The 25,315-nt window shown below is 57.5% G+C and carries 29 protein-coding genes and 2 pseudogenes; 19 read left to right on the top strand and 12 right to left on the bottom strand.

The annotated features are described in order from the left end of the window. Window positions 1-66 precede the first annotated feature (66 nt). Complete coding sequence (locus ACM6I0_RS14735; protein WP_285436796.1) at window positions 67-951, top strand: universal stress protein; 885 nt, start codon at window positions 67-69, stop codon at window positions 949-951. Window positions 952-987: 36 nt separating this feature from the next. On the opposite strand, the gene ACM6I0_RS14730 is transcribed toward ACM6I0_RS14735, so the two are convergent. After that, window positions 988-1,413, bottom strand: a complete 426-nt coding sequence (locus ACM6I0_RS14730) for a potassium channel family protein (RefSeq protein ID WP_285436795.1) — start codon at window positions 1,411-1,413, stop codon at window positions 988-990. Between the two features lie 238 nt (window positions 1,414-1,651). Between ACM6I0_RS14730 and ACM6I0_RS14725 the strand changes: the two genes are divergently transcribed. Both ACM6I0_RS14725 and ACM6I0_RS14720 read left to right on the top strand, forming a co-directional pair. Beyond that, window positions 1,652-1,906, top strand: a complete 255-nt coding sequence (locus tag ACM6I0_RS14725) for an Lpp/OprI family alanine-zipper lipoprotein (protein WP_285436794.1) — start codon at window positions 1,652-1,654, stop codon at window positions 1,904-1,906. 79 nt (window positions 1,907-1,985) lie between these two features. Further along, the gene (locus tag ACM6I0_RS14720; RefSeq protein WP_285436793.1) at window positions 1,986-2,906 is read left to right on the top strand and encodes a universal stress protein; all 921 of its coding nucleotides are present in this window, start codon (window positions 1,986-1,988) and stop codon (window positions 2,904-2,906) included. Between the two features lie 109 nt (window positions 2,907-3,015). On the opposite strand, the gene ACM6I0_RS14715 is transcribed toward ACM6I0_RS14720, so the two are convergent. Further along, on the bottom strand, window positions 3,016-3,561 hold the full coding sequence (locus ACM6I0_RS14715; RefSeq protein ID WP_414922667.1) for an Hsp20/alpha crystallin family protein: 546 nt from the start codon (window positions 3,559-3,561) through the stop codon (window positions 3,016-3,018). A 570-nt stretch (window positions 3,562-4,131) separates the two neighbouring features. Here ACM6I0_RS14715 and ACM6I0_RS14710 point away from each other — a divergent pair. Together ACM6I0_RS14710 and ACM6I0_RS14705 are read left to right on the top strand one after the other, a co-directional pair. Continuing rightward, window positions 4,132-5,016, top strand: coding sequence for a universal stress protein (locus ACM6I0_RS14710; RefSeq protein ID WP_414922666.1), 885 nt, complete (start codon window positions 4,132-4,134; stop codon window positions 5,014-5,016). 54 nt (window positions 5,017-5,070) lie between these two features. Next, window positions 5,071-5,778 carry a phosphoribosyltransferase gene (locus tag ACM6I0_RS14705; protein ID WP_414922665.1) on the top strand — a complete coding sequence of 236 codons (708 nt, stop codon included), beginning with the start codon at window positions 5,071-5,073 and terminating at the stop codon, window positions 5,776-5,778. 36 nt (window positions 5,779-5,814) lie between these two features. Here the strand turns inward: ACM6I0_RS14705 and ACM6I0_RS14700 are convergent, their stop codons facing one another. Next, window positions 5,815-7,182, bottom strand: coding sequence for an erythromycin esterase family protein (locus tag ACM6I0_RS14700; RefSeq protein ID WP_414922664.1), 1,368 nt, complete (start codon window positions 7,180-7,182; stop codon window positions 5,815-5,817). Window positions 7,183-7,722: 540 nt separating this feature from the next. Between ACM6I0_RS14700 and ACM6I0_RS14695 the strand changes: the two genes are divergently transcribed. Both ACM6I0_RS14695 and ACM6I0_RS14690 read left to right on the top strand, forming a co-directional pair. Next, complete coding sequence (locus ACM6I0_RS14695; RefSeq protein WP_414922663.1) at window positions 7,723-8,265, top strand: c-type cytochrome; 543 nt, start codon at window positions 7,723-7,725, stop codon at window positions 8,263-8,265. A 36-nt stretch (window positions 8,266-8,301) separates the two neighbouring features. Then, window positions 8,302-8,634 (top strand): annotated as a pseudogene (locus ACM6I0_RS14690) (phosphoketolase); the annotation flags it as partial. A 90-nt stretch (window positions 8,635-8,724) separates the two neighbouring features. Here ACM6I0_RS14690 and ftsH read toward each other — a convergent pair. After that, window positions 8,725-10,575 (bottom strand): ATP-dependent zinc metalloprotease FtsH, encoded by a 1,851-nt coding sequence (gene ftsH, locus ACM6I0_RS14685; protein WP_414922662.1) that lies wholly within the window; start codon window positions 10,573-10,575, stop codon window positions 8,725-8,727. An 84-nt stretch (window positions 10,576-10,659) separates the two neighbouring features. Beyond that, window positions 10,660-10,869, bottom strand: coding sequence for a BON domain-containing protein (locus ACM6I0_RS14680; protein WP_414922661.1), 210 nt, complete (start codon window positions 10,867-10,869; stop codon window positions 10,660-10,662). Window positions 10,870-11,058: 189 nt separating this feature from the next. On the opposite strand from ACM6I0_RS14680, the gene ACM6I0_RS14675 reads away from it, so the two are divergent. Together ACM6I0_RS14675 and ACM6I0_RS14670 are read left to right on the top strand one after the other, a co-directional pair. Then, entirely contained in the window at window positions 11,059-11,541 is a 483-nt protein-coding gene (locus ACM6I0_RS14675; RefSeq protein ID WP_414922660.1) for an anti-virulence regulator CigR family protein, read from the top strand. A 159-nt stretch (window positions 11,542-11,700) separates the two neighbouring features. Then, window positions 11,701-12,231, top strand: a complete 531-nt coding sequence (locus ACM6I0_RS14670) for a hypothetical protein (RefSeq protein WP_285436784.1) — start codon at window positions 11,701-11,703, stop codon at window positions 12,229-12,231. Window positions 12,232-12,341: 110 nt separating this feature from the next. Here the strand turns inward: ACM6I0_RS14670 and ACM6I0_RS14665 are convergent, their stop codons facing one another. Then, window positions 12,342-13,265, bottom strand: coding sequence for a LysR family transcriptional regulator (locus tag ACM6I0_RS14665; protein WP_414922659.1), 924 nt, complete (start codon window positions 13,263-13,265; stop codon window positions 12,342-12,344). 230 nt (window positions 13,266-13,495) lie between these two features. Here ACM6I0_RS14665 and ACM6I0_RS14660 point away from each other — a divergent pair, with 230 nt between their 5' ends. From ACM6I0_RS14660 to ACM6I0_RS14650, 3 genes are read left to right on the top strand one after another with little or no spacing between them, the layout of a single operon-like run. Further along, window positions 13,496-14,239, top strand: coding sequence for an SDR family NAD(P)-dependent oxidoreductase (locus ACM6I0_RS14660; RefSeq protein WP_414922658.1), 744 nt, complete (start codon window positions 13,496-13,498; stop codon window positions 14,237-14,239). Between the two features lie 28 nt (window positions 14,240-14,267). Beyond that, a complete protein-coding gene (locus tag ACM6I0_RS14655; protein ID WP_285436781.1) occupies window positions 14,268-14,807 on the top strand; it encodes a carbonic anhydrase in 540 nt (179 codons plus the stop codon). Window positions 14,808-14,855: 48 nt separating this feature from the next. Further along, entirely contained in the window at window positions 14,856-15,719 is an 864-nt protein-coding gene (locus ACM6I0_RS14650; RefSeq protein WP_414922657.1) for an NmrA family NAD(P)-binding protein, read from the top strand. 37 nt (window positions 15,720-15,756) lie between these two features. Here the strand turns inward: ACM6I0_RS14650 and ACM6I0_RS14645 are convergent, their stop codons facing one another. Together ACM6I0_RS14645 and ACM6I0_RS14640 are read right to left on the bottom strand one after the other, a co-directional pair. Next, window positions 15,757-15,972 (bottom strand): hypothetical protein, encoded by a 216-nt coding sequence (locus tag ACM6I0_RS14645; protein ID WP_285436779.1) that lies wholly within the window; start codon window positions 15,970-15,972, stop codon window positions 15,757-15,759. A gap of 61 nt (window positions 15,973-16,033) precedes the next feature. Then, the gene (locus ACM6I0_RS14640) at window positions 16,034-16,333 is read right to left on the bottom strand and encodes a hypothetical protein (protein WP_414922656.1); all 300 of its coding nucleotides are present in this window, start codon (window positions 16,331-16,333) and stop codon (window positions 16,034-16,036) included. Window positions 16,334-16,544: 211 nt separating this feature from the next. Here ACM6I0_RS14640 and ACM6I0_RS14635 point away from each other — a divergent pair, with 211 nt between their 5' ends. Beyond that, window positions 16,545-16,889, top strand: a complete 345-nt coding sequence (locus ACM6I0_RS14635; protein ID WP_285436777.1) for a cupin domain-containing protein — start codon at window positions 16,545-16,547, stop codon at window positions 16,887-16,889. An 11-nt stretch (window positions 16,890-16,900) separates the two neighbouring features. After that, window positions 16,901-16,993, top strand: a pseudogene (locus ACM6I0_RS14630) (DUF1232 domain-containing protein); the annotation flags it as partial. 166 nt (window positions 16,994-17,159) lie between these two features. Here the strand turns inward: ACM6I0_RS14630 and ACM6I0_RS14625 are convergent. Beyond that, entirely contained in the window at window positions 17,160-17,561 is a 402-nt protein-coding gene (locus ACM6I0_RS14625; RefSeq protein ID WP_414922655.1) for a hypothetical protein, read from the bottom strand. A gap of 217 nt (window positions 17,562-17,778) precedes the next feature. Between ACM6I0_RS14625 and ACM6I0_RS14620 the strand changes: the two genes are divergently transcribed. The 3 genes from ACM6I0_RS14620 to ACM6I0_RS14610 all read left to right on the top strand — a co-directional run bounded on the left by ACM6I0_RS14620 (window position 17,779) and on the right by ACM6I0_RS14610 (window position 21,235). Next, window positions 17,779-19,326: a T6SS phospholipase effector Tle1-like catalytic domain-containing protein gene (locus ACM6I0_RS14620; RefSeq protein ID WP_414922654.1), complete on the top strand. Its 1,548-nt coding sequence runs from the start codon at window positions 17,779-17,781 to the stop codon at window positions 19,324-19,326. Next, the gene (locus tag ACM6I0_RS14615) at window positions 19,326-19,985 is read left to right on the top strand and encodes a DUF2931 family protein (RefSeq protein WP_414922653.1); all 660 of its coding nucleotides are present in this window, start codon (window positions 19,326-19,328) and stop codon (window positions 19,983-19,985) included. Before ACM6I0_RS14620 ends, ACM6I0_RS14615 begins: the two co-directional genes overlap by 1 nt. A 350-nt stretch (window positions 19,986-20,335) precedes the next feature. Beyond that, window positions 20,336-21,235, top strand: a complete 900-nt coding sequence (locus tag ACM6I0_RS14610) for a bifunctional helix-turn-helix transcriptional regulator/GNAT family N-acetyltransferase (RefSeq protein ID WP_414922673.1) — start codon at window positions 20,336-20,338, stop codon at window positions 21,233-21,235. Between the two features lie 25 nt (window positions 21,236-21,260). On the opposite strand, the gene ACM6I0_RS14605 is transcribed toward ACM6I0_RS14610, so the two are convergent. From ACM6I0_RS14605 to ACM6I0_RS14595, 3 genes are all read right to left on the bottom strand, one after another. Further along, a complete protein-coding gene (locus ACM6I0_RS14605; protein WP_414922652.1) occupies window positions 21,261-21,713 on the bottom strand; it encodes a hypothetical protein in 453 nt (150 codons plus the stop codon). A gap of 283 nt (window positions 21,714-21,996) precedes the next feature. Next, on the bottom strand, window positions 21,997-22,302 hold the full coding sequence (locus ACM6I0_RS14600; protein ID WP_285436771.1) for a panthothenate synthetase: 306 nt from the start codon (window positions 22,300-22,302) through the stop codon (window positions 21,997-21,999). A 405-nt stretch (window positions 22,303-22,707) separates the two neighbouring features. Further along, on the bottom strand, window positions 22,708-23,166 hold the full coding sequence (locus ACM6I0_RS14595; RefSeq protein ID WP_414922672.1) for a winged helix-turn-helix transcriptional regulator: 459 nt from the start codon (window positions 23,164-23,166) through the stop codon (window positions 22,708-22,710). Between the two features lie 136 nt (window positions 23,167-23,302). On the opposite strand from ACM6I0_RS14595, the gene ACM6I0_RS14590 reads away from it, so the two are divergent. Both ACM6I0_RS14590 and ACM6I0_RS14585 read left to right on the top strand, forming a co-directional pair. Continuing rightward, the gene (locus ACM6I0_RS14590) at window positions 23,303-24,589 is read left to right on the top strand and encodes an MFS transporter (RefSeq protein ID WP_414922651.1); all 1,287 of its coding nucleotides are present in this window, start codon (window positions 23,303-23,305) and stop codon (window positions 24,587-24,589) included. A gap of 138 nt (window positions 24,590-24,727) precedes the next feature. Then, window positions 24,728-24,940 (top strand): DUF1059 domain-containing protein, encoded by a 213-nt coding sequence (locus tag ACM6I0_RS14585; RefSeq protein ID WP_414922650.1) that lies wholly within the window; start codon window positions 24,728-24,730, stop codon window positions 24,938-24,940. The last annotated feature ends 375 nt before the right edge of the window (window positions 24,941-25,315 follow it).

Raw genomic sequence — 25,315 nt, 5'->3', positions numbered from 1 at the left:
TGTCGATCAGTGGAGACCCGCGCTGCTGGGTCATCGGTCGAACATTCACCTGTCTGGAGGTCAATCATGAGTCAGTATCAACGCTTGCTACTCATCATCAACCCGGCCCTGCGCCAGTCTCCGGCAATCAACCATGCGGCGGCATTGGCCAAGGCCAGCGGTGCGAAGTTGCATATCGCCGCCTTGATTCCTTCCTTCAAATTGTTGTCGCTGCTTGAAGAAGGCGACCGTGACCAGGCCCGGGAGGTGTATCGGCGTGATCATGAGGACTGGCTCAAGGCTCAGGCCCATACGTTGCGTGGCAGGGGCATTGACGTGACCACGCAGGTGACCTGGGCTGATGACCTGTCGCAAGACATTCTCGATAACGTCACGCAATTGCAGCCCGACTTGCTGCTCAAGGAAGTGCAACATGAATCGGTGCTCAAACGCGCTTTCTTCACCCCGCTGGATTGGCGTTTGCTGCGTCAATGCCCGATACCGGTCTACCTGATCGGAGCCAGCAGCTTCGCCTTGCCGCGCAAGGTTGTGGCCGCGGTGGAAGTGTCGGATACCGGGTCACCCGACGAGGCGCTCAATGACCGGATCATCGAGCAGGCTTGCGGCCTCGCGCTGCAGTGTGATGCCGAATTGCATCTGTTGTATGCCTGCGATATTTCCGCGGCTTTTCTGGCAGACATGGGTGGGCTGACGCTCGCGGACCTCACCAAGTCGCTGCGCAGAGACCTGGAAAAATCGTTCCTGCATTTAGCTGCTCGGTACGGCGTGGGCTCGGACCGGCGACATTTCATACAGGGTCACCCCGTCACGGCGCTGAGCGACTTCGCCAGCGAGCATCAAGTGGATGTGATCGTGATGGGCAAGGTCCAGTCCCACGGAGTGGACAAGCTGCTGGGCAGTACCACCGAGCATATTTTGTATCAGGTGCCTTGCAGCGTCCTTGCTGTCTAGAAAGACGTCGAAACGGGCCTGGCAGCGAGGGGGCGGTTATTTGCGCTTCCAGTATTTCTGCATTTCGAGAAACAGAAACGAAGCCGTCCAGGTAATCAATACCAGCCCCGTCAGGGCTTCCAGGCCGGTCAGGTATTTGAGGTTGCCCACCGGTGAAATATCGCCGAAGCCGATGGTCGTGTAGGTGGTGAAGGAAAAGTACACGCAGTCCATGAACGAGCCATCGAAACTGCCGATCAGGGTTCCCCATTCGCCGGAACGTGCCATCAGGTAATAGGCCAGCGCGAAGCACCAGACTTCTATCGCGTGGGCCAGCAGGGCACCGAAGACCCCGGCGACAATCCGAAAGCGACTCCAGAGCTTGAGACGCGGCAGCCAGTCGTTCAGCCGTAACAGGCATTCGTAATGGTTCACCACGACGATGACGACCACTAGCGTGTTGATCAGTGTGACTGCCAGCATGGTGAGCCTCCAGCGGTATCGGGCGAGCTTCATCAGCATCGGCGGTGGACGTGCCCATTTCTACCCCAGGGCGGCTGAAAGTCATTGAGCTACATCAACAAGGCTTCCATGAGCGGGCGTCGCAGGGACAAAGCCTCTGAAAGCTTGAATTAGTTGACAAAAATCAGAGCCCTCAGGGGATAACGCCAGATACTTGAACAAAAGCTTTCGAGTCGCATTAAATCCAGGGAGCACCGTCATGAACAAGCGCTTGTCCTTTGCATTGTTGAGCATCCTGTTGGCTGCGACTGCCGGTTGCAGTCACCGGCAAACTCAGGAATTCGAGGCGCGGCTCGAATCCGCGGAAAACAATGCCACGACCGCAGGACATCGCGCCGATGAAGCGATGGTGAAGGTGCAACAAGCGGCGCAAGCGGCCAGCCAGGCGCAACGCACTGCCGATGAAGCCAATGTTCGTGCCAGTCGGATGGCGCAAAAGTCGACTCGAAAATAAAGGAACCGGTTTGCAGGAAATCCGCCATCAAGAGAATGGGCGGCAAGGCAGGCAAGGTGTTCCGAGGACGAGGTAGGTCATGCTGAAACTCAAGCGGATCCTGTTGATCGCCCCCTGCGAAATGAGCCGTACGCCGGCGTTCGACCGGGCGCGCGCACTGGCCTGCGCCTCGGGGGCTGTGTTGCACATCGTCGCGTTCGACTATGTGCAGGCACTGGCGCTGGCCGGGCTGCTTGATCACGATGCGATGGCCCAGGCACGGGAGGGCTACTTGCAGGTACATCGTCACTGGCTGGAGCAGCAAGCCCGGTTTCAGCGCTGTATCGGGTTGCAGGTGACCACTGAAGTGGTCTGTGCCAAGTCGAGTCTGGCGCATATGCTTGAGTACGTGAATGACTTCCATGCGGATTTGGTGATCAAGGACACCCAGCAGATTCCGGCACTCGATCGCGCCTTCCATCGACCTCTGGACTGGCTGTTGCTGCGTGACTGTCCGGCTCATTTGCATCTGGTGACTGACGCCGAAAATCCCAAGCCGTCGAAGATCCTCGCGGCCATCGATCTATCGCACCTGGAAGATCTGACGCATGGGCTCAATGACCGGATGCTCGACCTGGCCTCGACATTCGCAGCCTCCTGCGGTGCGCCCTTGCACCTGCTCAACGTCAGTAACTGGTCGGTGATGGGCGACGTCACAGAGAGTGTGCCGACACAGAGCCTGAAAGCCAGTCTGGGCAACGCCGTCACCGATGCCCAGACAGAAGCCTTCGAGGTGCTGGCCGAGCGCTACGGTATCGAACAAAAATGTCGACATCAGCTCAGAGGTATTCCTCATAAGGTGATTACACATTTCGCGCAACGCAATGCCTTCGACATGGTGGTGATGGGCGCGGTCTACCAACGCGGGATTGACCGGTTCATCGGCAGTACTGCCGAGAGTGTGTTGAACCGCACGCCTTGCAGTTTGACCATCGTCAAGCCATTGCCCTGGCTCCAGTGAGAGACCATCGAGACCGTCGTTAATGTACTGATCGATTCGCCTGCTACGCCATCGAGCCGATAAAAAAAGCCCCCGCGGTTTTCCCGGCAAGGGCTGGACTTGCAGGGTTTCACTCGCCTTTGATCGGCACAACCTTGTCGGCTTTCATTGCCTCAGGTTTTTTCGGCAACGAGACGTGCAGCACGCCTTTGCTGAAGCTCGCTTCGATCTTCTCGGCATCGACGCCTTTGGGCAGGTTGAACACCCGTTCGAAGGAGCCGTAGTGACGCTCGCTGAGGTGATAACCCTTCCTTTTTTCTTCCTTGTCCTCTTTCTTCTCCCCTTTGATGATCAGGCTGCCGTTGGACAGTTTGATCTCGATGTTTTTCTGGTCCATGCCGGGCAGTTCGGCTGAGATTTCGTAGCTTTTATCTTTCTCGGTGATGTCCACCGCAGGCAGACTCTGGCCGGTCAGTTCCAGTGGCCAGAATGGCTCGACATCGAACAGTCCACGACTGAAGGGGGAAAGTCCCCGGCCGCGACCAAAGTCCGAGAACAGTTGATCGACCTGTTGCCGGAGTTTTTCCAGAGGCCGCCAAAGGTCTGCTGTCGTCATAGGGTGCTGACTGGCTTTGTCTTCAGTCGTTATCGGCATTTTTTTCACGGAATTGCTCATGTTTACTCCTCCTCTTGGATTGAGGGCGGACGGCGAACATTTGCTGCACTCCACCCTGAAAGAATAAAAAGCAGGTCCTGGCCTTACAAGATCAGTGGCCCCGACCATAGCCTCCAGCCGACGAAGACTACCGCCGCCCCGATAGATGACAGTCCCGTGTCGGGGGCATGGAGCGGTTGGCCCTGAGTTTCTGCATCCCTAGAATGTCAGGGTGCGGCTGCTGACTTTACTGTCGGCGAGAACGTCCAGGAGCCGTTTGATTTAGATCAGAAACAGGGCAAAGACTGAGTGCTTGGGGGGGGGCGCCACGACATCTTGCCCTATGGCTGACATGGCTGCGGGGGGCGGCCAGTGTAGACGCGACCATTCAGGTGGTTATTGATCAACGGCGACGAAATGAGTGTTTAAGGGGCAAGGGACACACGCGCAGATTTGACATAAATCAACGCCAGGGAATCCTCAACGGAGGACGCTCAATCAACGCTGGTGCTGATCCGGCGCAGGCGTCAGCGTCAGTCTCGGCAAAGGGCCCGTGGTGGACGTCGAGCCCCCTCTGTGTGGAGTCAGATCATGAGCCAATATCAACGCCTGTTACTGATCATCAACCCGGCCCTGCGCCATTCCCCGGCGATCAACCATGCTGCCGCCTTGGCCAAGGCCAGTGGTGCGAGCTTGCATATTGCGGCGTTGGCAAAGCCGGTGGAGATCCTGTCACTGCTTGAAGAAAACGTGCGGGAGAAGGCTCGGAAAAGCTACCTGCAGGACCATACCGAATGGCTGAAAAGCCAGGCAAAAAACCTCCGGGGTCGCGGTATCGAGGTCACCATGGAGGTGGCCTGGGCCGATGACTTGCAGCAAGACATCCTTGATCACGTCACGGAAATGCAACCTGATTTGGTGATCAAGCAAACCCAACACGAATCAGCGCTCAAGCGCGCTTTTTTCACCCCGCTGGATTGGCGTTTATTGCGGCATTGCCCGGTGCCGGTGTACCTGGTGGGCGGGGACGCTCATGCCTTGCCGCGCAAGGTCGTGGCGGCCGTCGACGTTTCGGATACAGCGCCTGCAAACAGCGAGCTGAACGAGCGGATCATTCAACAGGCCACCAGCGTGGCGTTACAGTGCGGGGCCGAACTGCATCTGCTGTATGCCTGTGATATTTCGGCGGTGTACATGACGGACATGGGCGGGCTGGCGCTGTCTGACCTGACCCAGGATTTGCGCAGAAACGATGAACAATCGTTTCTCAATTTGGCCCATCGCTACGGTGTGCCCGCCGATCGTCACCATTTCATTCTGGGACAACCCGTCTCGGCGCTGAGTGAATTTGCCAGCGAACAGGAGGTGGATGTGATCGTGATGGGCAGGGCTCAGTATCACGGCCTGGAAAAACTTGTGGGCAGCACCACTGAACATATTCTTTACCAAGTGGCTTGCAACGTTCTGGCGGTCTAGCGCGGGCAAAGCCATGGGTAAACAACGGCAGGCGTCATCGCCCGGGAGGCTTCCATGACTCAGAGTCCCTCATTGCAAACGACCTTGAAGGATCGGGCCGCGGCAGGTCGAGGTCTGGTAGAACCGTTGCTCAAGTACGCGGATCGACCGGATGTTATCGTCCTTGCGTTGCCACGTGGCGGCGTCCCGGTGGCCTATGAAGTGGCCACGGCGCTTAATGTTCACCTGGACCTGATGCTGGTGCGCAAGCTTGGCGTTCCGTCTCATCAGGAGTACGCCATGGGCGCCATTGCCAGCGGTGGCATTCAAATACTCAACGAAGATGCACTGCGTGCTCATCCGATTGATCGAGCCAGTTTTGATGCCGTGGTCGCACGAGAAACACGCGAGTTGTTGCGTCGTGAACAGGTGTATCGGGGCAACCGCCCGCCGGTGCAACTCAAGGACCGGGTGGTGATTCTGATTGATGACGGGCTGGCGACAGGGGCCTCGATGATGGCTGCGATACAGGCCGTGAGAAAACAAGCACCTGCTCGCATCGTCGTCGCCGTGCCGGTTGCGCCGCTCGAAACGGTGGAGACATTGCTCATCGACGTCGATGAAGTGATCTGCCCGCTGGTGCCTGAGTGGATGGTCTCGATCGGTTATTGGTATTTGAATTTTTCCCAGACCTCGGACGAAGAGGTCATTGAGTTGTTGCAGCGCGCCTGGCAACGAGAGTCTGCTGCTGGCGGTACGACTGGGGGCAATGTCGATGTTTGAACTTCAACCTCGACAGCTGGACTTGAATGACGCGCCTCACACACCGAACGGAAAGGTTTCGTCTTCCGGTTCGATGGCCTGGCTTTTCGGCAGCGCCAATGCGCTCACGGGGCGGGTCTGTTCAATCCAGATCATGGCGTCAAACTGCTCGGCCAGCGAGGCCTCGAAGTAATGGCTGCGGCGCTCGGTCTCCGGGCGATAAATCACTCCGATGGCCCGCTCCAGTAGCGGTCCGGTCAAGGCATGGCGCAGTTCTTTGCGGCGCGGGTCTCGCCAGTCGGTCAACGACGCCGGCACGCCGGCCTTGAAAAACTGGTGTTCCCAACTGTCCGGGTGCGAGGGCCTGATGTCCTTGATGAGCATGGCGCCGTCCCAGTCATCGGCAGCCGCCACCTGGCCCCGGTCGGTGCCCATGCCGATCAGCACGGCATCGCGCCCGAAAGCACTGCGGCACAGATGCCCGATATTGAACTGACCCTTCCAGCCCATTTCCGTGGCGGCCGCGTTGCCGATATGGGAGTTGTGCGCCCAGACTACGGCTTTGGCCTGCGGCCCCCGGTGTTTGAGCAGCGCCTGCAGAGTGTCGAACATATGCCGGTCCCGCAGGTTCCAGGAGGCGGTCGAGCCTCGATAAATCGCGCGGTAATACTGCTCCGCCGCCTGCACCACCCTGGCGTTTTGCGCCGCGTTGAAGAACGCTTCGTCATTGCGGACAAGTCCGGCCAGTTGTTCGGCCAGCATGGCGTTAAGTTGGTCGACCACTGATTGCTCACAGGGCATGAGTCCGGCGCGTTCGACGAAGTGGCCGTACAGCGCCGGATCGTCCTGCCACGGCGTCAGGCAGCCATAGCGCTGGCGCGCTTCGTGAGCCAAACGCGGATCGGCATGGTCCAGGTAGTTCAGCACTTCATGGATGGAGTTGCGCAGACTGTAAACGTCGAGCCCGCGGAACTCGACACGACGTTCAGGGCCGTGCTGGTGATTGAAGTGATGCAGCCAGTGGACGAAGGCCCTCACTTCGGTGTTGCGCCACATCCAGGTCGGAAATCGGCTGAAGATGTGGCGTTTCCACGCCGAGCGGGCCAGTCCCCGAACGTACTGGTCGACATGGCAAGCGTCCGGCCAATCGGCTTCCACCGCCACAACCGTGAACCCGTGGTGTTCAATCAGCCTTTGGGTAATCGCTGCGCGGGTTTTATAGAACTCGCTGGTGCCATGGCTGGCCTCACCGATCATGACCACGCGCGCATCCGCGTAGCGATCGAACATTTCACCAAACGTCGCCGAGTTCAGCGTCGGCAAGGGTTCCGCATATCGGCGCAGGATCGGCGCGATGGCTGCCTCGTCAAAGGGCCGACGTGAATCATGAAAGGTGTCCAGCGAGTCTTGAGTGGGTTTAGTCATGACGGCCATCCCATGGTGAGGTAACTGCCACCGGCATTGCGCTTTTTTTCCATCAGACGCTCAGCCGCCAGAAATCAATTCGCAGGCGCTCGACACGGTGTTAAAGCCCCATCCCGTGTGTCGCCTGTTCGACGTTCGATTATTCCTACACGCCGATTCAGGCGAATGGTTGAGTTTGATCAACAAAGGCTGCAATGCCTGGAGAGAAAGTGTTTAAGCCAGGTCTTGATGGGGCACCGGATATGAGCGCAAGCGATGGACAATATTGCGAATCAGGCTGAGCAACTCGTTGCTCGTGACCTGTCGAGGGGCGACGTCTGGCTAAGCTCAATTGAGAGGTGTCGGCAGCGCGTCTCTTGGGAGATCCGCAATGACAGTGAAGGGCGTGTCTGCCGATAGTTGAATCAAGGGGCGTGGACCATGGAAACCTGTGGCATGAAGCGCACATTCAACCGATTGCATCGCGTTGTCGCGGTCTGCGCCGTTGCGCTCATGAGCTGCACGAGTACCCACGAGGACACCTCACAAGAGGTGTCGCCCATGCCCGGTATCGCCATGGCCGATCAAGTGTGTTCCTTGTGTCATGGCCTGACGGGGGAGTCCGTGTCCCCGATGTTCCCCAAGTTGGCCGGTCAGCAGAAGGAGTACCTGAAGTTGCAATTGAGCGACTTCAAACTGCATACCCGCAGCGATAAGTCCGGGGCTCAGTACATGGGCGGGTTGACCCATTTGACCGACACGCAGATCGCTGAATTGGCGGACTACTTTTCGAGTCAGAGCCCAATGAGAGCGGATGCCGAGACGTCGGATGCCCGTGGTGAGTCGATTTTCCGTAACGGCATTCCCGAGTCGGGCGTCGCCCAGTGCAGCGCTTGCCACGGTGCTGGCGGGGAGGGCAAGGGCGCGGTGCCCCGGTTGGCGGGTCAACACGCAGACTATGTCATCAGCCAGATGAAAGTGCTTGGGCAGACAGACCAGCGTCCACGTGGCGCGCAGATGAAGCGGGAGAATCATTCACTGTCCGATGCGGACGCCCAATCCGTTGCGCATTACTTGGCGACGCTTGGCGTCAAAACGCAGTGAAACGTCTTGAATCGCTGCATCGAGAATTGATGCTAACCGCTGCTTAAGGAGCCGCTCACCCTGGCGCACCTGAAACCGCGGTTGCTGGGTCACTGGGGGACCACGCCGGGGCCTGTTCGTCTTTTTCGGCAGTTTTCCTGGCCGTACGGGATCTCCAGTCACATCTCGGCGCAGGTTCCGGGATCGATCCATTAAGGTGGCGAGCTGGGTTACAGCCCGGCCCACGCCTATGGTGCTGCATTTGATAATCCGGACCTGTTCGTCGCCTGCGTGATCGGCGACGGTGAAGCCGAAACCGGCACGCTGGCAGACAGTTGGCATTCCAACAAGTTTCTCATTCCGGCGCGTGACACCTTGGTGCTGAAGATTCGTGACATTCAAATCGAAGCATGCTGATCACGGGCAGGACATGCCCGAGGCGCTGAACTGGCAATGGACCCCGGCAAGCGTCGCAAATAATCAGTCGACCGGAGGTGGCGGGGCGGGCAGTCGGGGGGCTATCGGCACGGACTTGATGGGCTTGAGTGGCGGGAATTCTTCGGGTGTCAGGGTTTCTTTTTCCAGCAAAAGACGTGCACCCGCGTCCAGGTCAGCCCGACGACTGCCGAGCAAGGCTTTTGCGCGCTCGTACGCTTCATCGAGCAGGGCGCGAATCCCCAGGTCAACTTCCCTGGCGGTTTGTTCCGAATAGTCTTTCTCGCCCACGCCTTGCATCCGCTCGCCCAGATACGTCGCGTTTTGCCGCTCCAACACTGCCTGCCCGAGTTCGGGACTCATGCCAAAACGGGTGATCAATTGGCGGGCGATATCCGTCGCGTGGGCCAGGTCATCGGCCGCCCCGGTGGAAATCTGGCCATAGGCAAGGTACTCGGCGGCGCGCCCGGCCATCAGGACGACAATCCGGTCCTTGAGCATCTGGCAGCTGATGAGGAAATGGTCTTCGGTGGGGCGTTGCAGCGTGTATCCCAGCGAGCCAATGGCGCGGGGCACGATGGAGACTTTGTGCACCGGGTCCATGGCCGGCAGGCCGCTGGCGGCCAGGGCGTGCCCCATTTCGTGGTACGCCACCACTTGGCGCTCATCGGCGTGCAACAAGCTGCTCTTGCGCTCAACCCCGGCGACGATGCGTTCTACCGCTCGGGTGAAGTCATCGAGGCTGACCGCTTCGGCGCCGCGACGGGTGGCGACGATGGCCGCTTCGTTGACCAGGTTGGCCAGGTCGGCGCCGGTAAAACCAGTGGTGATGTCGGCGATCTGTTCGGCGTCGAGGCCCGGCGTTATGACGATTTTCTTTAGATGAACGTTGAGAATCGCCTGTCGACCTTTGCGGTCGGGGCGATCGATCAGAATCTGCCGGTCGATCCGCCCGGCGCGTAGCAATGCCGGGTCGAGAATCTCGGGCCGATTGGTCGCAGCCAACAGCACGACACCTTCCCGGGGATCAAATCCGTCCAGCTCTGCCAGTAACTGGTTGAGGGTTTGCTCTTTTTCGTCGTTGCCGCCAAATGCACCGACGCCGCGCATTTTTCCCAATGCGTCGAGTTCGTCAATGAAGATGATGCAGGGCGCCGCCTGGCGCGCCTGGTCAAACAAGTCGTGTACCCGGGCCGCCCCCACGCCAACGAACATTTCGACAAACTCAGACCCCGATATCGAGAAAAATGGCACACCGGCTTCACCGGCGATGGCTTTGGCCACCAGCGTCTTGCCGGTCCCCGGCGGGCCGACCAGCAGCGTGCCCTTGGGAATGTGCGCCCCGAGCCGCGCGTATCGGGTCTTGTCCTTGAGGAACGAGACAATTTCGACCAATTCAACCTTGGCTTCATCGATGCCTGCGACATCGGCGAAGGTCACCCCGGTGTCGCGCTCGACAAACACTTTGGCGCGTGACTTGCCGATGCTCATCAGGCCGCCCAGGCCTTGTTTTTCCGCCATCCCGCGAAACAGAAAATGCCAGATCACCATGATCAGGACAAACGGCAGCAGCCACCCGATCAGACCGTTGAGCAAGGTGTTTTCACTGACGCCGGTAAACTCGACACCTGATTGACCAAGATCGCTGGCCAGCGCTGGATCGACCCGAACCGTCGAAAACAGGTTGCGGCCGTCGATGGGTTCCAGCAGCTTTCCGCTGATCTGGTCCTTCTCGATCCGCAGATCGCTGACCTTGTGCTCGGTGAGCAGTTGCTGGAACTGACTGTAGGGAATGCTCTGAACGACATGCCGTTCTATGAATAGAAATTGAAAGAGGCTGAGCACGATAAAGGTGATCGCGAAGTAAGACAGGTTCCATTGGTGGTTTTTTTTCATGGCCTTTGCTCGGATAAGTAACGGCTGTCGAACAGGCCGTTCTTGAGCCTCCCGGGGAGGTCGCAGGCTCCCCGGGTCCTCGATTCAGGCAAGCAGTATGTGATCGATGACTTCCTTGACACCGGGCACCGACCAGGCCGCCCGTTCTGCAATCTGGCGCTGGCGCCACAAATGCACCCTGCCTTCGAGTTTCACCACATCGCCCTGGACCTTGACGTGAATCCCCTCGGCATCGATTGCAGGCTGGAATTGCAGTTCATCGAGGGTGGCATTACGCAGGCTCAAGTCGTTCATGATGGAGTCCTCTGTAAAGTGCGTGAGAGATGACGGGCGATCAGTATTTTTTACGCCTGAACGACGGAAACTCATTGAGTTATGTCAACAATGCGTCGGTGAGCGAAGCGCTGGCCGTGAGACATAAAACCCACACCGTTGAAAGCGACTACAGTCAGGGAGCTTTCTCTCCGCTGAAGGAACGACTTGATGTTCAGATCCCGCTCACTGATTGCCGCTGTTACAAGCCTTGCACTGGTCTGTGGTTCGACTGCTGCACTGGCTGACCCTGGAAATGGAAATGGAAATGGAAATGGCCAGGGTAATGGCAAGGGAAACCCGCAGAGCAGTCAGGATCATGGCAATCAGGCCGGTCATGCCAATAAAGGCAAAAATACAGCGGGCAGCAATTGGGATCGTGGTCCGAGCGTCAACCGCGACAGTATCCTGGGGATTATTGGCGGCCACCGGGACTACTGGAATCCTGGTCCTGCGTTGCCCCCCGGTATTCAGAAAAACCTCGCTCGCGGCAAGCCATTACCGCCGGGGATTGCCAAAAAACTGGATGGCCGCCTGGTGGGCAGATTGCCTCATTACGACGGGTACGAGTGGCAGCAAGTGGGGGTTGACTTGATCCTGGTCACGCTGGCGACGGGGCTTGTATACGAAGTTTTGAACGGTGCTTTTGATTAACTGTAGAGGCGTTAAAGCGCCTGAATCTCATTACCCAAAGAGGCTTTTTTTTTCGTGTAACTCCGGTATGTCTCCAAAGCTTCCGTCCGTCGCAACACCCGGAACCGAAACCGGGTTATCGCGTCCTATGACACGCGATATCAACCTACGGAAGCCATCATGCTTTTAAAGAATAAAAGTCTCTTTGCGGTCTTTTCCTGCGCCTTGATGCTTGCAGCTGCGCCATTGCTCCCCGTTGACCTGTCCATCATGGGCTCTGCCTATGCGAAAGATGGCGGTGGCGGTGGTAATGGAGGCGGTGGCGGTGGCGGTGGCGGTAACGGAGGGGGCCATGGTGGTGGAAACAGTGGCGGAAACGGCGGTGGCCATGGCGGCGGTACGAGTGGCGGCCATAGCGGCGGTATGAGCGGCAGCCATAGCGACGCGGATCATGACGGCCGCTCCGACAGCAACGGACACGGTAAGGGGCTGGCCAGCGATCATACCGGCAAGGCAGTTCGCGACCGCGGTGTAAGCGGAAACCGTTACGGCAGTGATCGCGGTCACGGCGCAACGACTTCTGGCGTCGCCCATTCCAAAGATACGCGCGGCTTAGCGAAAGCCAGGGCCATTGCGACCACAACGCCCGGTGATCACAACACCAAAGGGTTAAGCAAGATTGGCAACTCGATCTCGAATAAAACGCACTGACACTGAAAAACGGGCGCCTTGATGGCGCCCGTTTTCATTGAGCCTCGCTTTAGGCCGCAAACACCCGAACGCACGCTTGGCATGACGCGAGGAGGGCAGCACTTCCTTGTTTATGCACCGTCTCCCGAAGTGGCAGATTCCGTCTGTTCACTGCCGAGCGTGGTGGCGAGGAAGTCGGCAAATGCACGCGCCGCGAGACGAGTCGCGCGTCCCTGCGGAAAGTACGCATGGACGGGCAGGTCGGCCATTTTCCATTCCGCAAGCAGATGCACCAGGGTGCCACTGGCCAACTCCAGCGCGCAGGCCCAGGACGTGGTCGAAACGATGCCAAGGCCTCCTGCCGCGGCCGCCAGCGCCCCGGCGGTATCGTTGGTCGAAAATTGTGGGCCGAGGTTGATGGATGACACCGTGCCATCGCGTTCGAATTGCCAGGACGAAGCCTGCGAGCCTGCCGGACCACCGACGATCCGGTGTCGCTCCAGGTCGGTCGGAGTCACAGGCATGCCGTGGCGTGCAAGGTAAGCCGGAGAGGCCACAATCACCCGTTGCATGGTGCCAATCCGTCTGGCCGTACCCGCCAGGTCCGGCAAGTTGCCCACGCGGATGCCGATGTCGACGGCTTCCTTGACCATGTCCTGCCACTGATCTTCGAGCATCAGCTCCAGGTGCAGCATCGGGTGACGTTCAGTAAAGGCCGACAACCTGGGGATGACCACGCGGATGCCCATCGTCGAGGGCATGCCAATACGCAGCAAACCCCGCAATTCTCCAGTCTCGCGCACGCTGTTCTCGGCATCGTCGACCGCCGCCAGGATCGGTTCCATGCGCGCCAGAAACTCCATCCCTGCCTCGGTCGGCACCACGGCCCGTGTGGTCCGCGACAGCAGCCGCGCGCCCAGGCTTGCCTCAAGCTCGGCAATCATCCGTGACACCTGGGACTGTGCCAGCCCGCTTTCCCGTGCAGCGGCCGAGAAGCTGCCGAGTCGGGCTACGCGGGTATACAGCCGCAAGGCGAGGATGTCTTTCAACGGCATGCCGGTTTACCTGTCTTGAGCGAGCCCGTGACGATCACCCGCGAGCGTCGCAAGTACCGCAGGCAATGATTAATGCTGATTCGAGATAAATCTTAGCCTGATTCGACCGCTACCGCAGATTTGGGCGCGACGACATAGTTGGTCCATCGGAGCCGAAGCCCTCCAGCGCTTCCCCGAACTGACTGGCGCCGTTGTCGCTGGAAAATTCACTGCATAGCGAGGAATACCGCATGAAGATTGCCCACTCCATTGCCCTGGTGACAGGCGCCAATCGCGGCATCGGCCGCACCTTTGTCGAAGAGCTGCTCAAGCGTGGTGTCGCGAAGATCTACGTCGCCGCCCGCGATACCGCCTCGTTGGCCGAACTGCTCAAGGACGGCGATCGCCGTCTGGTGCCGCTGCCGCTGGACGTGACCGATCCCGATCAAGTGGCCGCGGCGGCCAGCGTGGCCAGTGACGTCACACTGTTGATCAACAACGCCGGCTATGCCGCGTTCGAGGGCGCCATTTCGGCACCTGACCTGCAAGACGCCCGGCTTGAAATGGAAGTCAATTACTTCGGTCCGCTGGCACTCACCCGGGCCTTTGCACCCGTACTGGCGAAGTCCGGCGGCGCGGTGCTGAACATGTTGTCCATGCTATCGCTCATCAGCTTGCCGATGGCCGCGACTTACTCGGCCTCCAAGGCTGCCGGCTTGTCGCTCACCCGCAGTATCCGGGCCGAGTTGGGTGGGCAGGGTACCCAAGTGGTCGGCGTTCTGGCCGTGCAAACCGACACAGCGATGGGCGCCAGACTGCCGCAGCCCCGACTCAGCCCGGTAGAAGTCGTGACTGATGCCCTGGATGCCATCGAAGCGGGCACCAACGATGAAGTCATCGCCGGCGCCCAGACCCGTGGCATCCACCAGGCCTTCACCGTCGATCCGCAGAAAGTGCAGGCGATGATGTCCACCCGGTTGCCGCAGCGCGGCTGATCCTCCCACGTGTTCGACGGAGCTCATCATGAACTTTTTACAGACGTTGACCCAACGTAACGCCGAGTTCGCCGCAACCGGTTTTCGTGCCGACCTCAAGATTATTCCTTCACAAAAAACGCTGATCCTTGGCTGTGTCGACCCCCGCGTCGATCCGATGGATGTGCTCAAGCTGGCCCCCGGCGAGGCTGCCGTGATCCGCAACGTCGGTGGCCGCGTGAACCCGGCGCTGTTCGAGACGATGGCCATCCTCGGCACCGTGTCCCGCGTCGGTGGCGCGGCGGTCGGCCAGGGCTGGAACCTGATCGTCCTGCACCACACCGATTGTGGCATCAGCGGCTGCTATCACCACGCGCCCGCGCTGTTGGCCAAACACATGGGTGTGTCCGAGAACGATCTGGCGGCGCTGGAAATCGACGACCCCTACAAAGCGGTCGGAGTTGATGTGGCGGCCTTGAAAGCCAATCCAAACCTGCCCGGTGGATTCACCGTGACAGGGCTGGTCTACGACGTGACCACCGGGCGCATCGACACGGTGGTGCCCGCCAGCCTGCTCAGACCTGAATAAACCCATCGACTTTATTCGTGCTGCATTTTCTGATTTTGGAGACAAACAATGAAAACATTTCTGGTGACAGGTTCCACCGGCGCTACCGGCGCCCCGACCGTGAAATTCCTGCTTGAACAGGGTCATCGTGTGAAAGCCTTCGTTCATCGCGAGGACGCGCGTTCGCAAACACTCAAGGACATGGGCGCGCAGGTGTGTGTCGGCAACCTGTTGGACCTGAAGTCACTACGTCCGGCCATGGAGGGCGTCGAAGGGGCTTACTTCTGCTATCCCTTGAGCGATGGCCTGGTGGAGGCGGCGGCGTTGTTTGCCCAGGCCGCCAAAGAAAAGGGCGTGACGCACATCGTCAACATGTCGCACAAACAATCACGCCCCGACGCACGTAGCCAGGCGACCCTGAATCATTGGATGTCAGAGCAAGTGTTCACCTGGTCAGGCGTCCCGACCACGCACCTGCGGGTCACCTTTTTCGCGCAATGGATGCTCTACATCGCGCCGCTCATTCGTGAGGGCCGCTACCTCACACCGTTCGACGCCGACAGCCGGTTTGCGCCGATTGCGGCCAGCGACATTGCCCTGGTTGTCGCCAACATCCTGCTCGATCCACAAGGCCACGGCGACAAGGCTTACCCGCTGCACGGACCGATCGAGTACAGCCACGAAGAACTGGCGGGGCTGCTGAGCCGCACGCTCGGCAAGGACGTACGCTATGAGCAAGTCAGCGTCGAGGAGTTTGTTCGTATGCTGGGCCTGGATCATGACCCGGCGTTTGCCGTGCACTTCAATGCCGTGAAGATCGACCAACGGGAAAAGCGTCTCGAAGGCCTCGATGACACCGGCACGACCATCATCGGCCAGGCACTGCTGACGCCAGCGCAGTTCATAGAGCAGCACCGGGAATTGCTGATGTAAGCCAACAATCCGGCTACTCAAGCCAACGGCTCACCCCTTATGGCTTGGGTTTTTTCTCAACGTCCCTGGAGCCGCTCGAAGTCTGCGCATCTTTTTCCGTGGCCTGCGAGTCGGCTCCTGAGTTTGAGCCGGCCGCTTCCTCGCCTTTTTTGTCGGCCTTGTCTTCCTTGGATTCAGCGCCCTGAGGCTGGTTGAAACCTGGAAGCGCAGCCGGTGGGACCGCTGATTCTGCAACGGTGTTTTCGCCTGCCAATGGACCCCTCGCGCAGGTGCGTGTGCGGACACTCCATTGCGCTAAGGCGCCGTGGTGTTGATCAGTTCTTGCATTGCGCCAACACCACTTTGCAGGTGTCTGGCGTGCCCCCGGAGCGGCCGGCATAGCGAATGCAATTATCGAGGGATTTCTTGCGCGCCATGCCCAACGTGTTCCCCCATGCCAGGCCGCCCTCACCAGCCGTGGGTAGGGCTTTTGCGTAGCAAGCACTGCTGGCGTTTGAAGCCAGATAACGCGTCGAGGCCGGTTTGCCCGCGCAGCCCGCTGTCAGCACCACGCTGATGGCGAGCAGGGAAGGCAGAACCCATGACGAGCATTGATGCGCTGTTAAACCGGTCATCTCATCTCCCCTGGATCAAGAGGTTTGAGGCGTGGATTGGCTCGTACCGTGCCCTGTTGAGATTAGTTGGTGTTGCGCCTGCCCATGGGAAGCGCGGACAAAAAAGCCTGAATTCTGGACCAAACAATCGACCCTTCGTCGCCTCCCGACTGATCGGCGCTTTAAGCGTCTCTACTTAAAGTCAGGCCCTGTTTTTACAATGAGGCGCGCCATGAGCGACGAACAGGTGGCACCTGAGACGAAAGGCGTGACGGTGGACTTGTTGGCAACGATTGATCTGGGGCCCGAGATCGAGGGCATGGCAGGGCGCCAACTCAGAATGCGTCGGGTAACTATCGAGCCCGGCGGCGTCTTCGGGCCGATTCACAACCATGTGGACAGACCCGGCACCGTCTACATCCTGCAAGGAACGATCACCGATCATCGTAACGGCATCGCGACCGACTATGGGCCGGGCGTGGGCTGGCCCGAGGACAGGTACACCACCCATTGGCTTGAGAATCGAGGAACGATTGCAGCGGTGGAGATCTCGGTCGATATTGTGCGGCAGACGTAATTTCGCGCTCCTATGCGCTGAGTCCAATCAACGTCATTCCTGACTTCATTCCTGTACTGGGATACCTGGAGGACGTGATCCTTTTGCCGCTTGGCATTCTGCTCGCTGGCTGCGGTGATCATCGTATTGGTCTGGCTCATTGCGGCGGGTGTCTGCGGGGCTTATTTTCTTTGAAGGGAGGGCGGCAAACAAAACCGATCAATTGCACACGAAAAAGCCCGGCTGTTCAGGCCGGGCTTTTGCGTTGAGTAGTGCGGTGAAACCAAGCATTTATGCAGCGCGGCTTTCGATCAGACGGTCGGACCCACCTTCGGCGACGCGTTTTTCGATCAGACGGTCGGAGCCACCTTCAGCAACACGATTCTCGATCAGACGATCCGAGCCACCTTCGGCGACGCGTTTTTCGATCAAACGATCCGAACCGCCTTCGGCAACACGATTCTCGATCAGACGATCCGAGCCACCTTCAGCAACGCGTTTCTCGATCAGGCGGTCGGAACCACCTTCGGCAACGCGTTTTTCGATCAGACGATCCGAACCACCCTCAGCCACACGACTTTCAATCAGACGATCCGACCCGCCTTCAGCGACAACCGGGTGAGTCGAAGTAGCGGCGAAAGCGTTAACTGCAAAAACCGAGAAAGCAATGTTGAGGAAGAGTTGGCGTTTCATGACGGTGTGCTCCGGGGTGTAGTTGTTTGGTATGGAGGCGATGTTACGCCGCGGAGTTTTTAAGAGAACTTCATTGAGTTGATGGTGACTATCGACGTCGGCAATGGATGGACGAACTGTTCTTCCCAGAATGATGGCATCGGGCTACGCGTTGCTTGATTGGATCCACGGTGGCACCCTCAGCGCCCGTTGCACCAAGGAGCCAGGTGATCAAGGAATGAGTGGATACGTACCCAACCCCCCGAAAAACTATCGATACGACGAAGCCAAACCCGTCGATATCCATGCCAACCGCTGGGCCGAATATGAGAAACACGGCAAAGCACCGGCTCCTGCAAAAGAGAAGGTCAGGGTCGCGTTGCGCATTGGAGTGTTCTTTGACGGGACGCTGAACAATGCCAGCAACTCTGCTTCGGGACTGCTTTGCGGCGCACATCATCCGATTCTGCCGACAGATGTCGATGCGAGTTGTAAGCCTTATATGGCGGATCCCGAAGGGAGTTACGGGAATGATGTGAGTAATGTCTTCAAGCTTTATGAGCTTTATCCAGCAGCCAAAGATGTAAAGGGTGAAGGATCGACCAAGTTGATGTTACGAAGCCTTTACGTCGAAGGTATAGGCACCGAAAGCGGAAACGAAGACAGCTTCGGGAATGCCGCAACCGGACGCGGCGCCACGGGTGTTGCGGGCAAAGTCCAAAACGCATTTTCTTTACTGAAAGCCTTGGTTAAACAGGCTATCGATCAAAACCCTGGAGATGAGATCACTTCGTTGACCTTCGATACCTTTGGTTTCAGTCGAGGGGCTGCAGCCGCCAGGCATTTTGCAAACGAAGTTGTACGTTGTAGTCAGGGGCCGTTGGGAGAGGTGTTGCGCAGCAACTCTGCTGGCTTCAGCGCTAGATTTACGGGGCAGTACAACAGCGAAATTTTGATGGGCTTCATTGGTTTGTTCGATACTGTCCCTTCAGTCGCGGGATTCACTAATCTGGGAAATATCCAAAGCCCTGCCGCACCCGGAATCAAGTTGTACCTGGATCGTAAATACTTTACCGATGTCGTTCAATTGACCGCCCGAGATGAACGGCGCGCCAATTTTGCTTTGAGCACTGTTATTCCCGCGCATCCTGAGATCCCTGTACCTGGGGTGCACTCCGATATTGGAGGTGGTTATCGTGAAGAAGTGGAGGAGTGCGTGCTGGTAGGTCCCATGCAGGCACTCACGGTGCCAATTGGTACCGATGTTAAAACTACATCCATCTATCGGGATGCGATGCAGCAAAAGGCAAAAATGATCGCCAACGGTTGGCCCGAAACGATGCTGGATGTTGTCACCCCCAAGCCGACGTTGGCGATAGATGCATCGCTGGAAAAGATAGGACTAAAAGAACTTCGGGTTTACGCAGGCCTGCAACTCAATCGGACGGTCAATGGCAAGCTTTCGACGGTGTATCTTCGGTTGATGCACAAATTGGCGACGGAGAAAGGCGTGCAATTGAACGATATCCCGGATACACCGGAGTACTCCGTACCTTCCGAGCTCCAACCATTTTGCGACAGGGTTCTGGCAGGTAACTACGAGCCGCAACCTGCCGAAGAGAAACTGTTGAAACTCAAATACATTCACATGTCTGCAAATTGGAGTAACCCAATAGGGGCAAGCCGTGAGCGTGGCCTGACCATCCGCTACACCAATGCGCCTACGAGCGACGGTGTTCGTGTACGACATCCTCACGTCCCTGACTCTACCTGGAGAACATTCTGATGCGCTCGATCCTCATTTTACTGGGCGCATTTTTTATAGTGGGTTGCTATGCAGGTGACTTGCTCTCTGGCAAAAACGACCCGAAGAATGAGTGGTGGAGTCTCAGTTTCGTTGAGCCTTCTTATATGAAAGTTTGGGTGGAAGACACTGCTGTTGAGGACATCAACGGCAAACTTTTCCGTCGAACTGGAGGCGGCACCGCAGCGAGTAGTGAGCCAGAAGACGGCACTGAATCTGCTCGTGGCTGGAATAAAAATATAAGCAGTAGCATTCGTGGCGTAGTCGGTGCGGATCTACCGAAGCGTATTTATGTTCGTTGGCAGTCCATCGTCGAGTCGAAAACATATCGCGCATGGGTGGAAATTCCTGAGGAAGCGCGGCAGCTAATGCACGCTTCGGTGAATGAGCGTTGCCCGGCGACACCTCAAGAGCCTGCCAATTACCTGACAATGGTTTACCTCGGACTTGCTCCGGGGGGCATCGTGCAGGTTTGGGTGACCGACAGATGCTTGAAATCGATCAAAGTTGCACGCGCACAGGCGGAAGTGGAGCCTTTGGGGCCAAGCCAAGGTAAAACTGAAGGGCGTTATGCTTATCCGGTTAGTGCAGAATCGAAGCGCTATATCGAGCGATTCGGGATCCCTTATGGCAGTTGGTAATACATACCACACAAAAAAAACGGGCGCCTGAACACCGCCCGCTTTCTTTTGCTCCTCTTATCAGCAACTGCAATTCCGGCTATAGCGCCTAGTCAGGGTAAGGCGGAGGGGAAATCAGTGTATCCAGTTGGTGATAAGGCGAAGCGCTACATTGGCCAATATGGAATTCCATACGGCAGTTGGTAATCTCCGCCCCAAAAAACAAAAAAAGCGACCCCAAGATCACAATCCATCTCAATCGACGGCTATTTAGTTGTGCTATACAACTAAATAGCCAACCATTCGAGGTGCTCCCCGTGACTCATTCCCCGCCAGACCTGATCAACCAAGTCCGTTCAGCGTCGCGCCTCATGGTGCGGGAGCTGGGGTTCATGCAAGCCACTCTGGCGGCGACGGACTATCCGCCTTCGTCGGTTCACACAATTGTGGAAATTGGTGAGCGGAGTTCGTTGACTGCCGTGGAACTTGTGGAGCTTCTCGGCCTGGAGAAGTCTTCGGTGAGCCGCATGGTCCGCAAGTTGATTGACGCGGGCGAGATCGAGGAAGTCCTGAACGAGGAAGATGGCCGTTCCAAGAAGCTGCAACTCACGGCAAAGGGCATGGAGACCCTGCGAGCCATTGATTCATTCGCCAGGGAGCAAGTAAGTACGGCGATGTCACACTTAACCACCGAGCAACAGCAGGCAGTCAGTGAGGGCATCGCCAACTATGCCGCAGGTCTGCACGCGCATCGACTCGGCATCGCTCAGCCGCCCTCGGCGCCTCTGGACATCGCTCGGGGTTACCGGCCCGGCATCATCGGCCGAATTGTGCAGATGCATGCCGACTACTACGCCAGGCTTGCGAACTTCGGCCAGCCGTTCGAAAGTCTGGTTGCTGCAGACATGGCAGAGTTGATGGGGCGTTTGGACAATCCACGCAATGAAGTTTGGGTGGCGTTGGATGGTCAGCGGATTGTCGGTTCCATCGCCATAGATGGCGAAGGAGAGGGCGGCGAAGCAATTCTGCGTTGCTTTATTCTTGATGACTCGGCCCGGGGCAAAGGCGCAGGCAAGCGCTTACTGGCGCAAGCCATCAAGTTCTGTGACGAGCATGGCTTTTGCGCGACAAGGCTCTGGACATTCAAGGGGCTCGATGTCGCGCGTAAACTCTATGAAGAAGCTGGTTTTGAATTAGAACAGGAGCAAGAAGGGGAGCAATGGGGCGCACGGGTTACCGAGCAGTGTTATGTACGGCGCTGCCCGCCGTAAACATCCGAATTGGCTCCCGCCGCAGCTATTTTACTGCGCCGCCGCTTTTGATATCTCCACAAAAGATATCAACGTTGCCACTGTCCGGTGCACTTCGCACGACGATGGAGTACTCACCGGACAGCAGGACCGGCAAAGCGACCGGTGCGGTTCTTGAGAATGACCAACCACGCACCGCTTGGCGTTCGGTGTTGACGCGATCATTCATGGCGTAAGCGACGGGCCCAGGTTGCTGGCAACTACCTTTATTGATGAACGTGTAAAGGCGCAAGGGCAATATCGATCCACTTGGCGCGCCACTGATGAAGAAGCTGAGTCCGGTTTCCTTGCCCCAATCAGACAATGTCACATTGCCGATCTGACCGGTGTTCTGTCGGGTGGCAACCAAGGTGACGCTCGCTCCTGGTTGTGATGAAGTGGCGCAGCCAAAGAGACTTGCGCTGATCAATAGAGCGGTCAGTGAATATCTGAGCTTCATTGCCAACCTCCGGTATTGAAGAACTGCAATAGGAGATTAGCCGGTATAGCTCATGAATCACCTCCTTGGTGTAGCCCGAGCGAAATTCCATCTACCTGCTTAGTGGAGAGGCTTGGAGGGTAGGGCTTTAAAAAACCCGACTGATGAGGCCGGGTTTTTATTTGAGTACAGCGCTAAAGCCAATCATTTATGCAGCGCGGCGTTGTTGAGTATGGAAGCGATATTACGCCCCGGAGTTTCAAGAGAACTGATGATGACTATAGAAGGCAGCAATGGAGGCGCCTCACCCCCAGGTTTGCCCGAGCCTTCCCAGATCAGCCTTTTGCAGATCTTGCGCGCTCAGCATGATGCGAAACTTGCAGCTGGCATTGAAGTTAAGAAAAAAGGGTTCGGCTAACGCGGGGATATCGGATGGCTCGTTGACGTCGACCAGAAAAATCCCGCCACGCATGCCATCCTGCTCAGTAAAGTAAGCCGCCTCCGGCTTGATGCTCTCCAGAATGCGCTCAATCACCTGGCCGGCCGTCCCGGCTTTGATAAGGGAGTTGAAGGGTTCATTAGGGCATTCGACCATCATTAACATCTTCATGATTCAATCCTCTGCTCGACCCGCAAACCTGTAACCAGGCCTATGCGCCTGGTGCCCGTGCCGCTGGCCATCGATTCAACAATCTTCGCAGCGCGTGTCATCAAGAATAGCCAAGCGTGTGCGGTCCCTCGGGGCAGGGTTACGGATGGTCATGAAGCTTCATGTCGAGAATTGAAAAAGTCTTGGCATCGGGCTCAATTCGACGGCTTCGACGGCTTCGGCGCATAGATGTCGCGTAAACCCCCACGTTTATTGCCCGTTTTGGCAGGCAGGTCAGGTACTACCGGACGAGATCGGGGCTGAGGGTTGGAGCGACTGCGGGGCTGAGGTTGTTTGCTCATGGATTGCCTCCGGCTTTTTCAGAAAGTCGCGCGATAGCCTTCTTATTATGTAGCTGCTATCGCCTCACGACCTGCCGTCAACGAGTCGCACCCTGTGACAGTCAGTTGGGCCAAGTTTCTGACCTTTCGATGAGCGAACATCCAGCGGCATCAGCGGCTGGCCTGACTCTTTATCCAACAGCACAGAACGCGTCTCCTGCGGTTTGAACAGATAACGTTCGCCCCACTGCCTCATGCTGACCACCACCGGAAAGATCTCGCGTCCTTTTTCTGTCAGCACATATTCCTTGTAGGCGCTGCCATCGGACGCGGGTCGTACATCGAATACCCCGACTGCAACCAACGTTTTCAGACGTGATGTCAGAATATTTTTCGCTACGCCCAAGCTCTTTTGAAATTCGCTGAATCGTCGGATGTCATCGAAGGCATCGCGGATGATCATGAGCGACCAGCGATCTCCGATGGCCTCGAGTGTTCTTGCTACCGGGCATTCGCTGCTTTGCGGTGACGCGTCTGCGACCATTTTTTTAACCTTCCGAAATGGGTGTTTGCCAAGCCTGTCCACCGAGCTGGTGCAATGTGGTTGCAATTTGAAACAAGATACGACAACAATCGATCTGGTTTTTAATTGCAACCAGTTTAGCGCCAAGGAGGCGTACATGACAGCAGATACTGACCCCGCTACCCAGCGTTTCCTCAGTCAGCCTTCGGCATTGCCGCCTGCGGATATCGAAGAAAGCACAAGGGCTCACCGAGCCCCAGGACTCTCTGCTTCGCTCACGCTACTGTTTTCTGTCACCTGTGCGCTTGCAGTAGCCAACGTTTACTTTGCACAACCGCTACTCGACTCAATGGCTCAGAGTCTGGGTGTCGCCTCATCCATGATCGGGGTTGTGGTGACCGCGACTCAGATTGGATACGCGTTGGGGCTGCTTTTCATCGTTCCGCTTGGCGATCTGATCAACCGCAAGCGGCTGATTTTGAGTCAGGTACTGCTGTCTGCCATTGCGCTGGCGGCGGTCGGCGCAGCACAGCAATGGATCGCCCTGTTGAGTGCCATGATCGTAATGGGTTTGCTGGCAGTGGTTGTTCAAGTACTGGTGGCATACGCCGCGGCGCTGGCAACACCATCGCAACGCGGACAGGCAGTGGGGACGGTAACCAGTGGCATTGTCCTGGGCATTCTGCTGGCACGGTTCACCTCTGGCGTGATCGCGGACATCGCGGGCTGGCGCGCTGTGTATTTCCTGTCCTCGGGGCTGATGCTGATACTGGCGTTGGTGCTGTGGAGGGTGGTTCCAGTCACCGCGTCGCCAAGGCATCAAGCCCCTTACCGGGCGCTCATAAGATCGCTCTTCAAACTATTCATCACCGAGCGCACGCTGCGCGCCAGAGGCCTGCTGGGTCTAATGATCTTTGCCGCTTTTTCCGTACTGTGGACGTCCATGGTGCTGCCATTGAGCGCCCCGCCTTTGTCACTCTCACATACGGCAATCGGCATGTTTGGATTGGCAGGCATTGCCGGTGCACTTGCGGCCAGAAGAGCCGGTTGCTGGGCCGACCAAGGTCATGGGCAACGAGTGACCGGCATCTCGCTGGTGCTACTGACGCTGTCGTGGTTGCCCATCATGTTTGCCGAGACATCCCTGGTCGCGCTGGTCTGCGGTGTAGTGGTGCTCGACTTTGCGGTGCAGGCGATACACGTCACCAACCAGAGCATCATTTTCGCGGCACGCCCCGACGCCCAAAGCCGCATGGTCGGCGCCTATATGTGCTTCTACTCGGTCGGCAGCGCACTGGGCGCGGCCGCTGCGACCCAGGTGTATGCGCTTTGGGGCTGGACAGCAGTCAGCCTGCTGGGCGCCTTGATTAGCGCTAGCACATTGATTCTATGGTTTCTCACGCGTCATCTCTTAACGGCCCATCAAGTGGCATCGCTTCGCTGATGTCCGCTGAGGCAGGCCTATACTTTAAAAGTCAGCACACTCGATACGACCTGCGGTCTTGGGTAATACATGGGGTGGCGCGTCGAGTGATCGTTCATGCAGGTCACGGCCTGCCTTCGTCGTAAAGAGGAGAAGATCATGACGCGTAAATACATCGACTGCCGCGAGTTTCCAAGCGATTCCAAATGCTCCGTAGCGCTCAGCGCAGACTCTGAAAACGAATTGCTCGAGGCTGCCGCACAGCATGCGGTCAGTGTTCACAAGCACACCGACTCACCGGAGCTGCGTGCTCAACTGAAAACGATGTTTCACGACGGTACCCCACCCGTTGAAGCACCGCGCCCCGTTTAGCATAAAAGGGACAGACTACGATGACGGCAATGCTGACCCATCGTGATCTGTCCCGATTCTTTAATGGTGGTCTTTCGCGAGGTGCTGTAATCGACCTGGCGTTGACGATGGGCGTCTGGCAGCCATCGCCAAAAGCGGTGAGTCAGCGTCCAGGCTCTGGGGAGGGGAAAGAATTTTTAGACGGGGGTTGACCACCTGTTTTAATCCTGTATTATTCGCCTCCCGCTAACGAGCATATTGAACTTGCTCCTAGCGTAAGTAATTGATTTGAATGAAAAAATCATGCGCTTTTAAGGGTTTCATTTTGTGAGAGTGTGCTGTAAGATGCGCACCTCGGTTGAGACGAAAGATCTTAACCAACCGCTCTTTAACAAT

This window comes from Pseudomonas sp. IT-P294, assembly GCF_949767865.1.
GTDB lineage: Bacteria > Pseudomonadota > Gammaproteobacteria > Pseudomonadales > Pseudomonadaceae > Aquipseudomonas.
This window is presented reverse-complemented; position numbering and strand designations above follow the sequence as displayed.

Bases quoted from the DNA above. Each gene is read 5' to 3' on its own strand.
- ACM6I0_RS14635 (WP_285436777.1), top strand. From the start codon at position 16,545: ATGAGCGACGAACAGGTGGCACCTGAGACGAAAGGCGTGACGGTGGAC.
- ACM6I0_RS14625 (WP_414922655.1), bottom strand. From the start codon at position 17,561: ATGAAACGCCAACTCTTCCTCAACATTGCTTTCTCGGTTTTTGCAGTT.
- ACM6I0_RS14735 (WP_285436796.1), top strand. From the start codon at position 67: ATGAGTCAGTATCAACGCTTGCTACTCATCATCAACCCGGCCCTGCGC.
- ACM6I0_RS14595 (WP_414922672.1), bottom strand. From the start codon at position 23,166: ATGGTCGCAGACGCGTCACCGCAAAGCAGCGAATGCCCGGTAGCAAGA.
- ACM6I0_RS14670 (WP_285436784.1), top strand. From the start codon at position 11,701: ATGCTTTTAAAGAATAAAAGTCTCTTTGCGGTCTTTTCCTGCGCCTTG.
- ACM6I0_RS14730 (WP_285436795.1), bottom strand. From the start codon at position 1,413: ATGCTGGCAGTCACACTGATCAACACGCTAGTGGTCGTCATCGTCGTG.
- ACM6I0_RS14640 (WP_414922656.1), bottom strand. From the start codon at position 16,333: ATGACCGGTTTAACAGCGCATCAATGCTCGTCATGGGTTCTGCCTTCC.
- ACM6I0_RS14680 (WP_414922661.1), bottom strand. From the start codon at position 10,869: ATGAACGACTTGAGCCTGCGTAATGCCACCCTCGATGAACTGCAATTC.
- ACM6I0_RS14695 (WP_414922663.1), top strand. From the start codon at position 7,723: ATGCCCGGTATCGCCATGGCCGATCAAGTGTGTTCCTTGTGTCATGGC.
- ACM6I0_RS14715 (WP_414922667.1), bottom strand. From the start codon at position 3,561: ATGAGCAATTCCGTGAAAAAAATGCCGATAACGACTGAAGACAAAGCC.
- ACM6I0_RS14710 (WP_414922666.1), top strand. From the start codon at position 4,132: ATGAGCCAATATCAACGCCTGTTACTGATCATCAACCCGGCCCTGCGC.
- ACM6I0_RS14590 (WP_414922651.1), top strand. From the start codon at position 23,303: ATGACAGCAGATACTGACCCCGCTACCCAGCGTTTCCTCAGTCAGCCT.
- ACM6I0_RS14620 (WP_414922654.1), top strand. From the start codon at position 17,779: ATGAGTGGATACGTACCCAACCCCCCGAAAAACTATCGATACGACGAA.
- ACM6I0_RS14605 (WP_414922652.1), bottom strand. From the start codon at position 21,713: ATGAAGCTCAGATATTCACTGACCGCTCTATTGATCAGCGCAAGTCTC.
- ACM6I0_RS14650 (WP_414922657.1), top strand. From the start codon at position 14,856: ATGAAAACATTTCTGGTGACAGGTTCCACCGGCGCTACCGGCGCCCCG.
- ACM6I0_RS14585 (WP_414922650.1), top strand. From the start codon at position 24,728: ATGACGCGTAAATACATCGACTGCCGCGAGTTTCCAAGCGATTCCAAA.
- ACM6I0_RS14600 (WP_285436771.1), bottom strand. From the start codon at position 22,302: ATGAAGATGTTAATGATGGTCGAATGCCCTAATGAACCCTTCAACTCC.
- ACM6I0_RS14655 (WP_285436781.1), top strand. From the start codon at position 14,268: ATGAACTTTTTACAGACGTTGACCCAACGTAACGCCGAGTTCGCCGCA.
- ACM6I0_RS14725 (WP_285436794.1), top strand. From the start codon at position 1,652: ATGAACAAGCGCTTGTCCTTTGCATTGTTGAGCATCCTGTTGGCTGCG.
- ACM6I0_RS14675 (WP_414922660.1), top strand. From the start codon at position 11,059: ATGTTCAGATCCCGCTCACTGATTGCCGCTGTTACAAGCCTTGCACTG.
- ACM6I0_RS14610 (WP_414922673.1), top strand. From the start codon at position 20,336: ATGGTGCGGGAGCTGGGGTTCATGCAAGCCACTCTGGCGGCGACGGAC.
- ACM6I0_RS14665 (WP_414922659.1), bottom strand. From the start codon at position 13,265: ATGCCGTTGAAAGACATCCTCGCCTTGCGGCTGTATACCCGCGTAGCC.
- ACM6I0_RS14700 (WP_414922664.1), bottom strand. From the start codon at position 7,182: ATGACTAAACCCACTCAAGACTCGCTGGACACCTTTCATGATTCACGT.
- ACM6I0_RS14705 (WP_414922665.1), top strand. From the start codon at position 5,071: ATGACTCAGAGTCCCTCATTGCAAACGACCTTGAAGGATCGGGCCGCG.
- ftsH (WP_414922662.1), bottom strand. From the start codon at position 10,575: ATGAAAAAAAACCACCAATGGAACCTGTCTTACTTCGCGATCACCTTT.
- ACM6I0_RS14615 (WP_414922653.1), top strand. From the start codon at position 19,326: ATGCGCTCGATCCTCATTTTACTGGGCGCATTTTTTATAGTGGGTTGC.
- ACM6I0_RS14660 (WP_414922658.1), top strand. From the start codon at position 13,496: ATGAAGATTGCCCACTCCATTGCCCTGGTGACAGGCGCCAATCGCGGC.
- ACM6I0_RS14720 (WP_285436793.1), top strand. From the start codon at position 1,986: ATGCTGAAACTCAAGCGGATCCTGTTGATCGCCCCCTGCGAAATGAGC.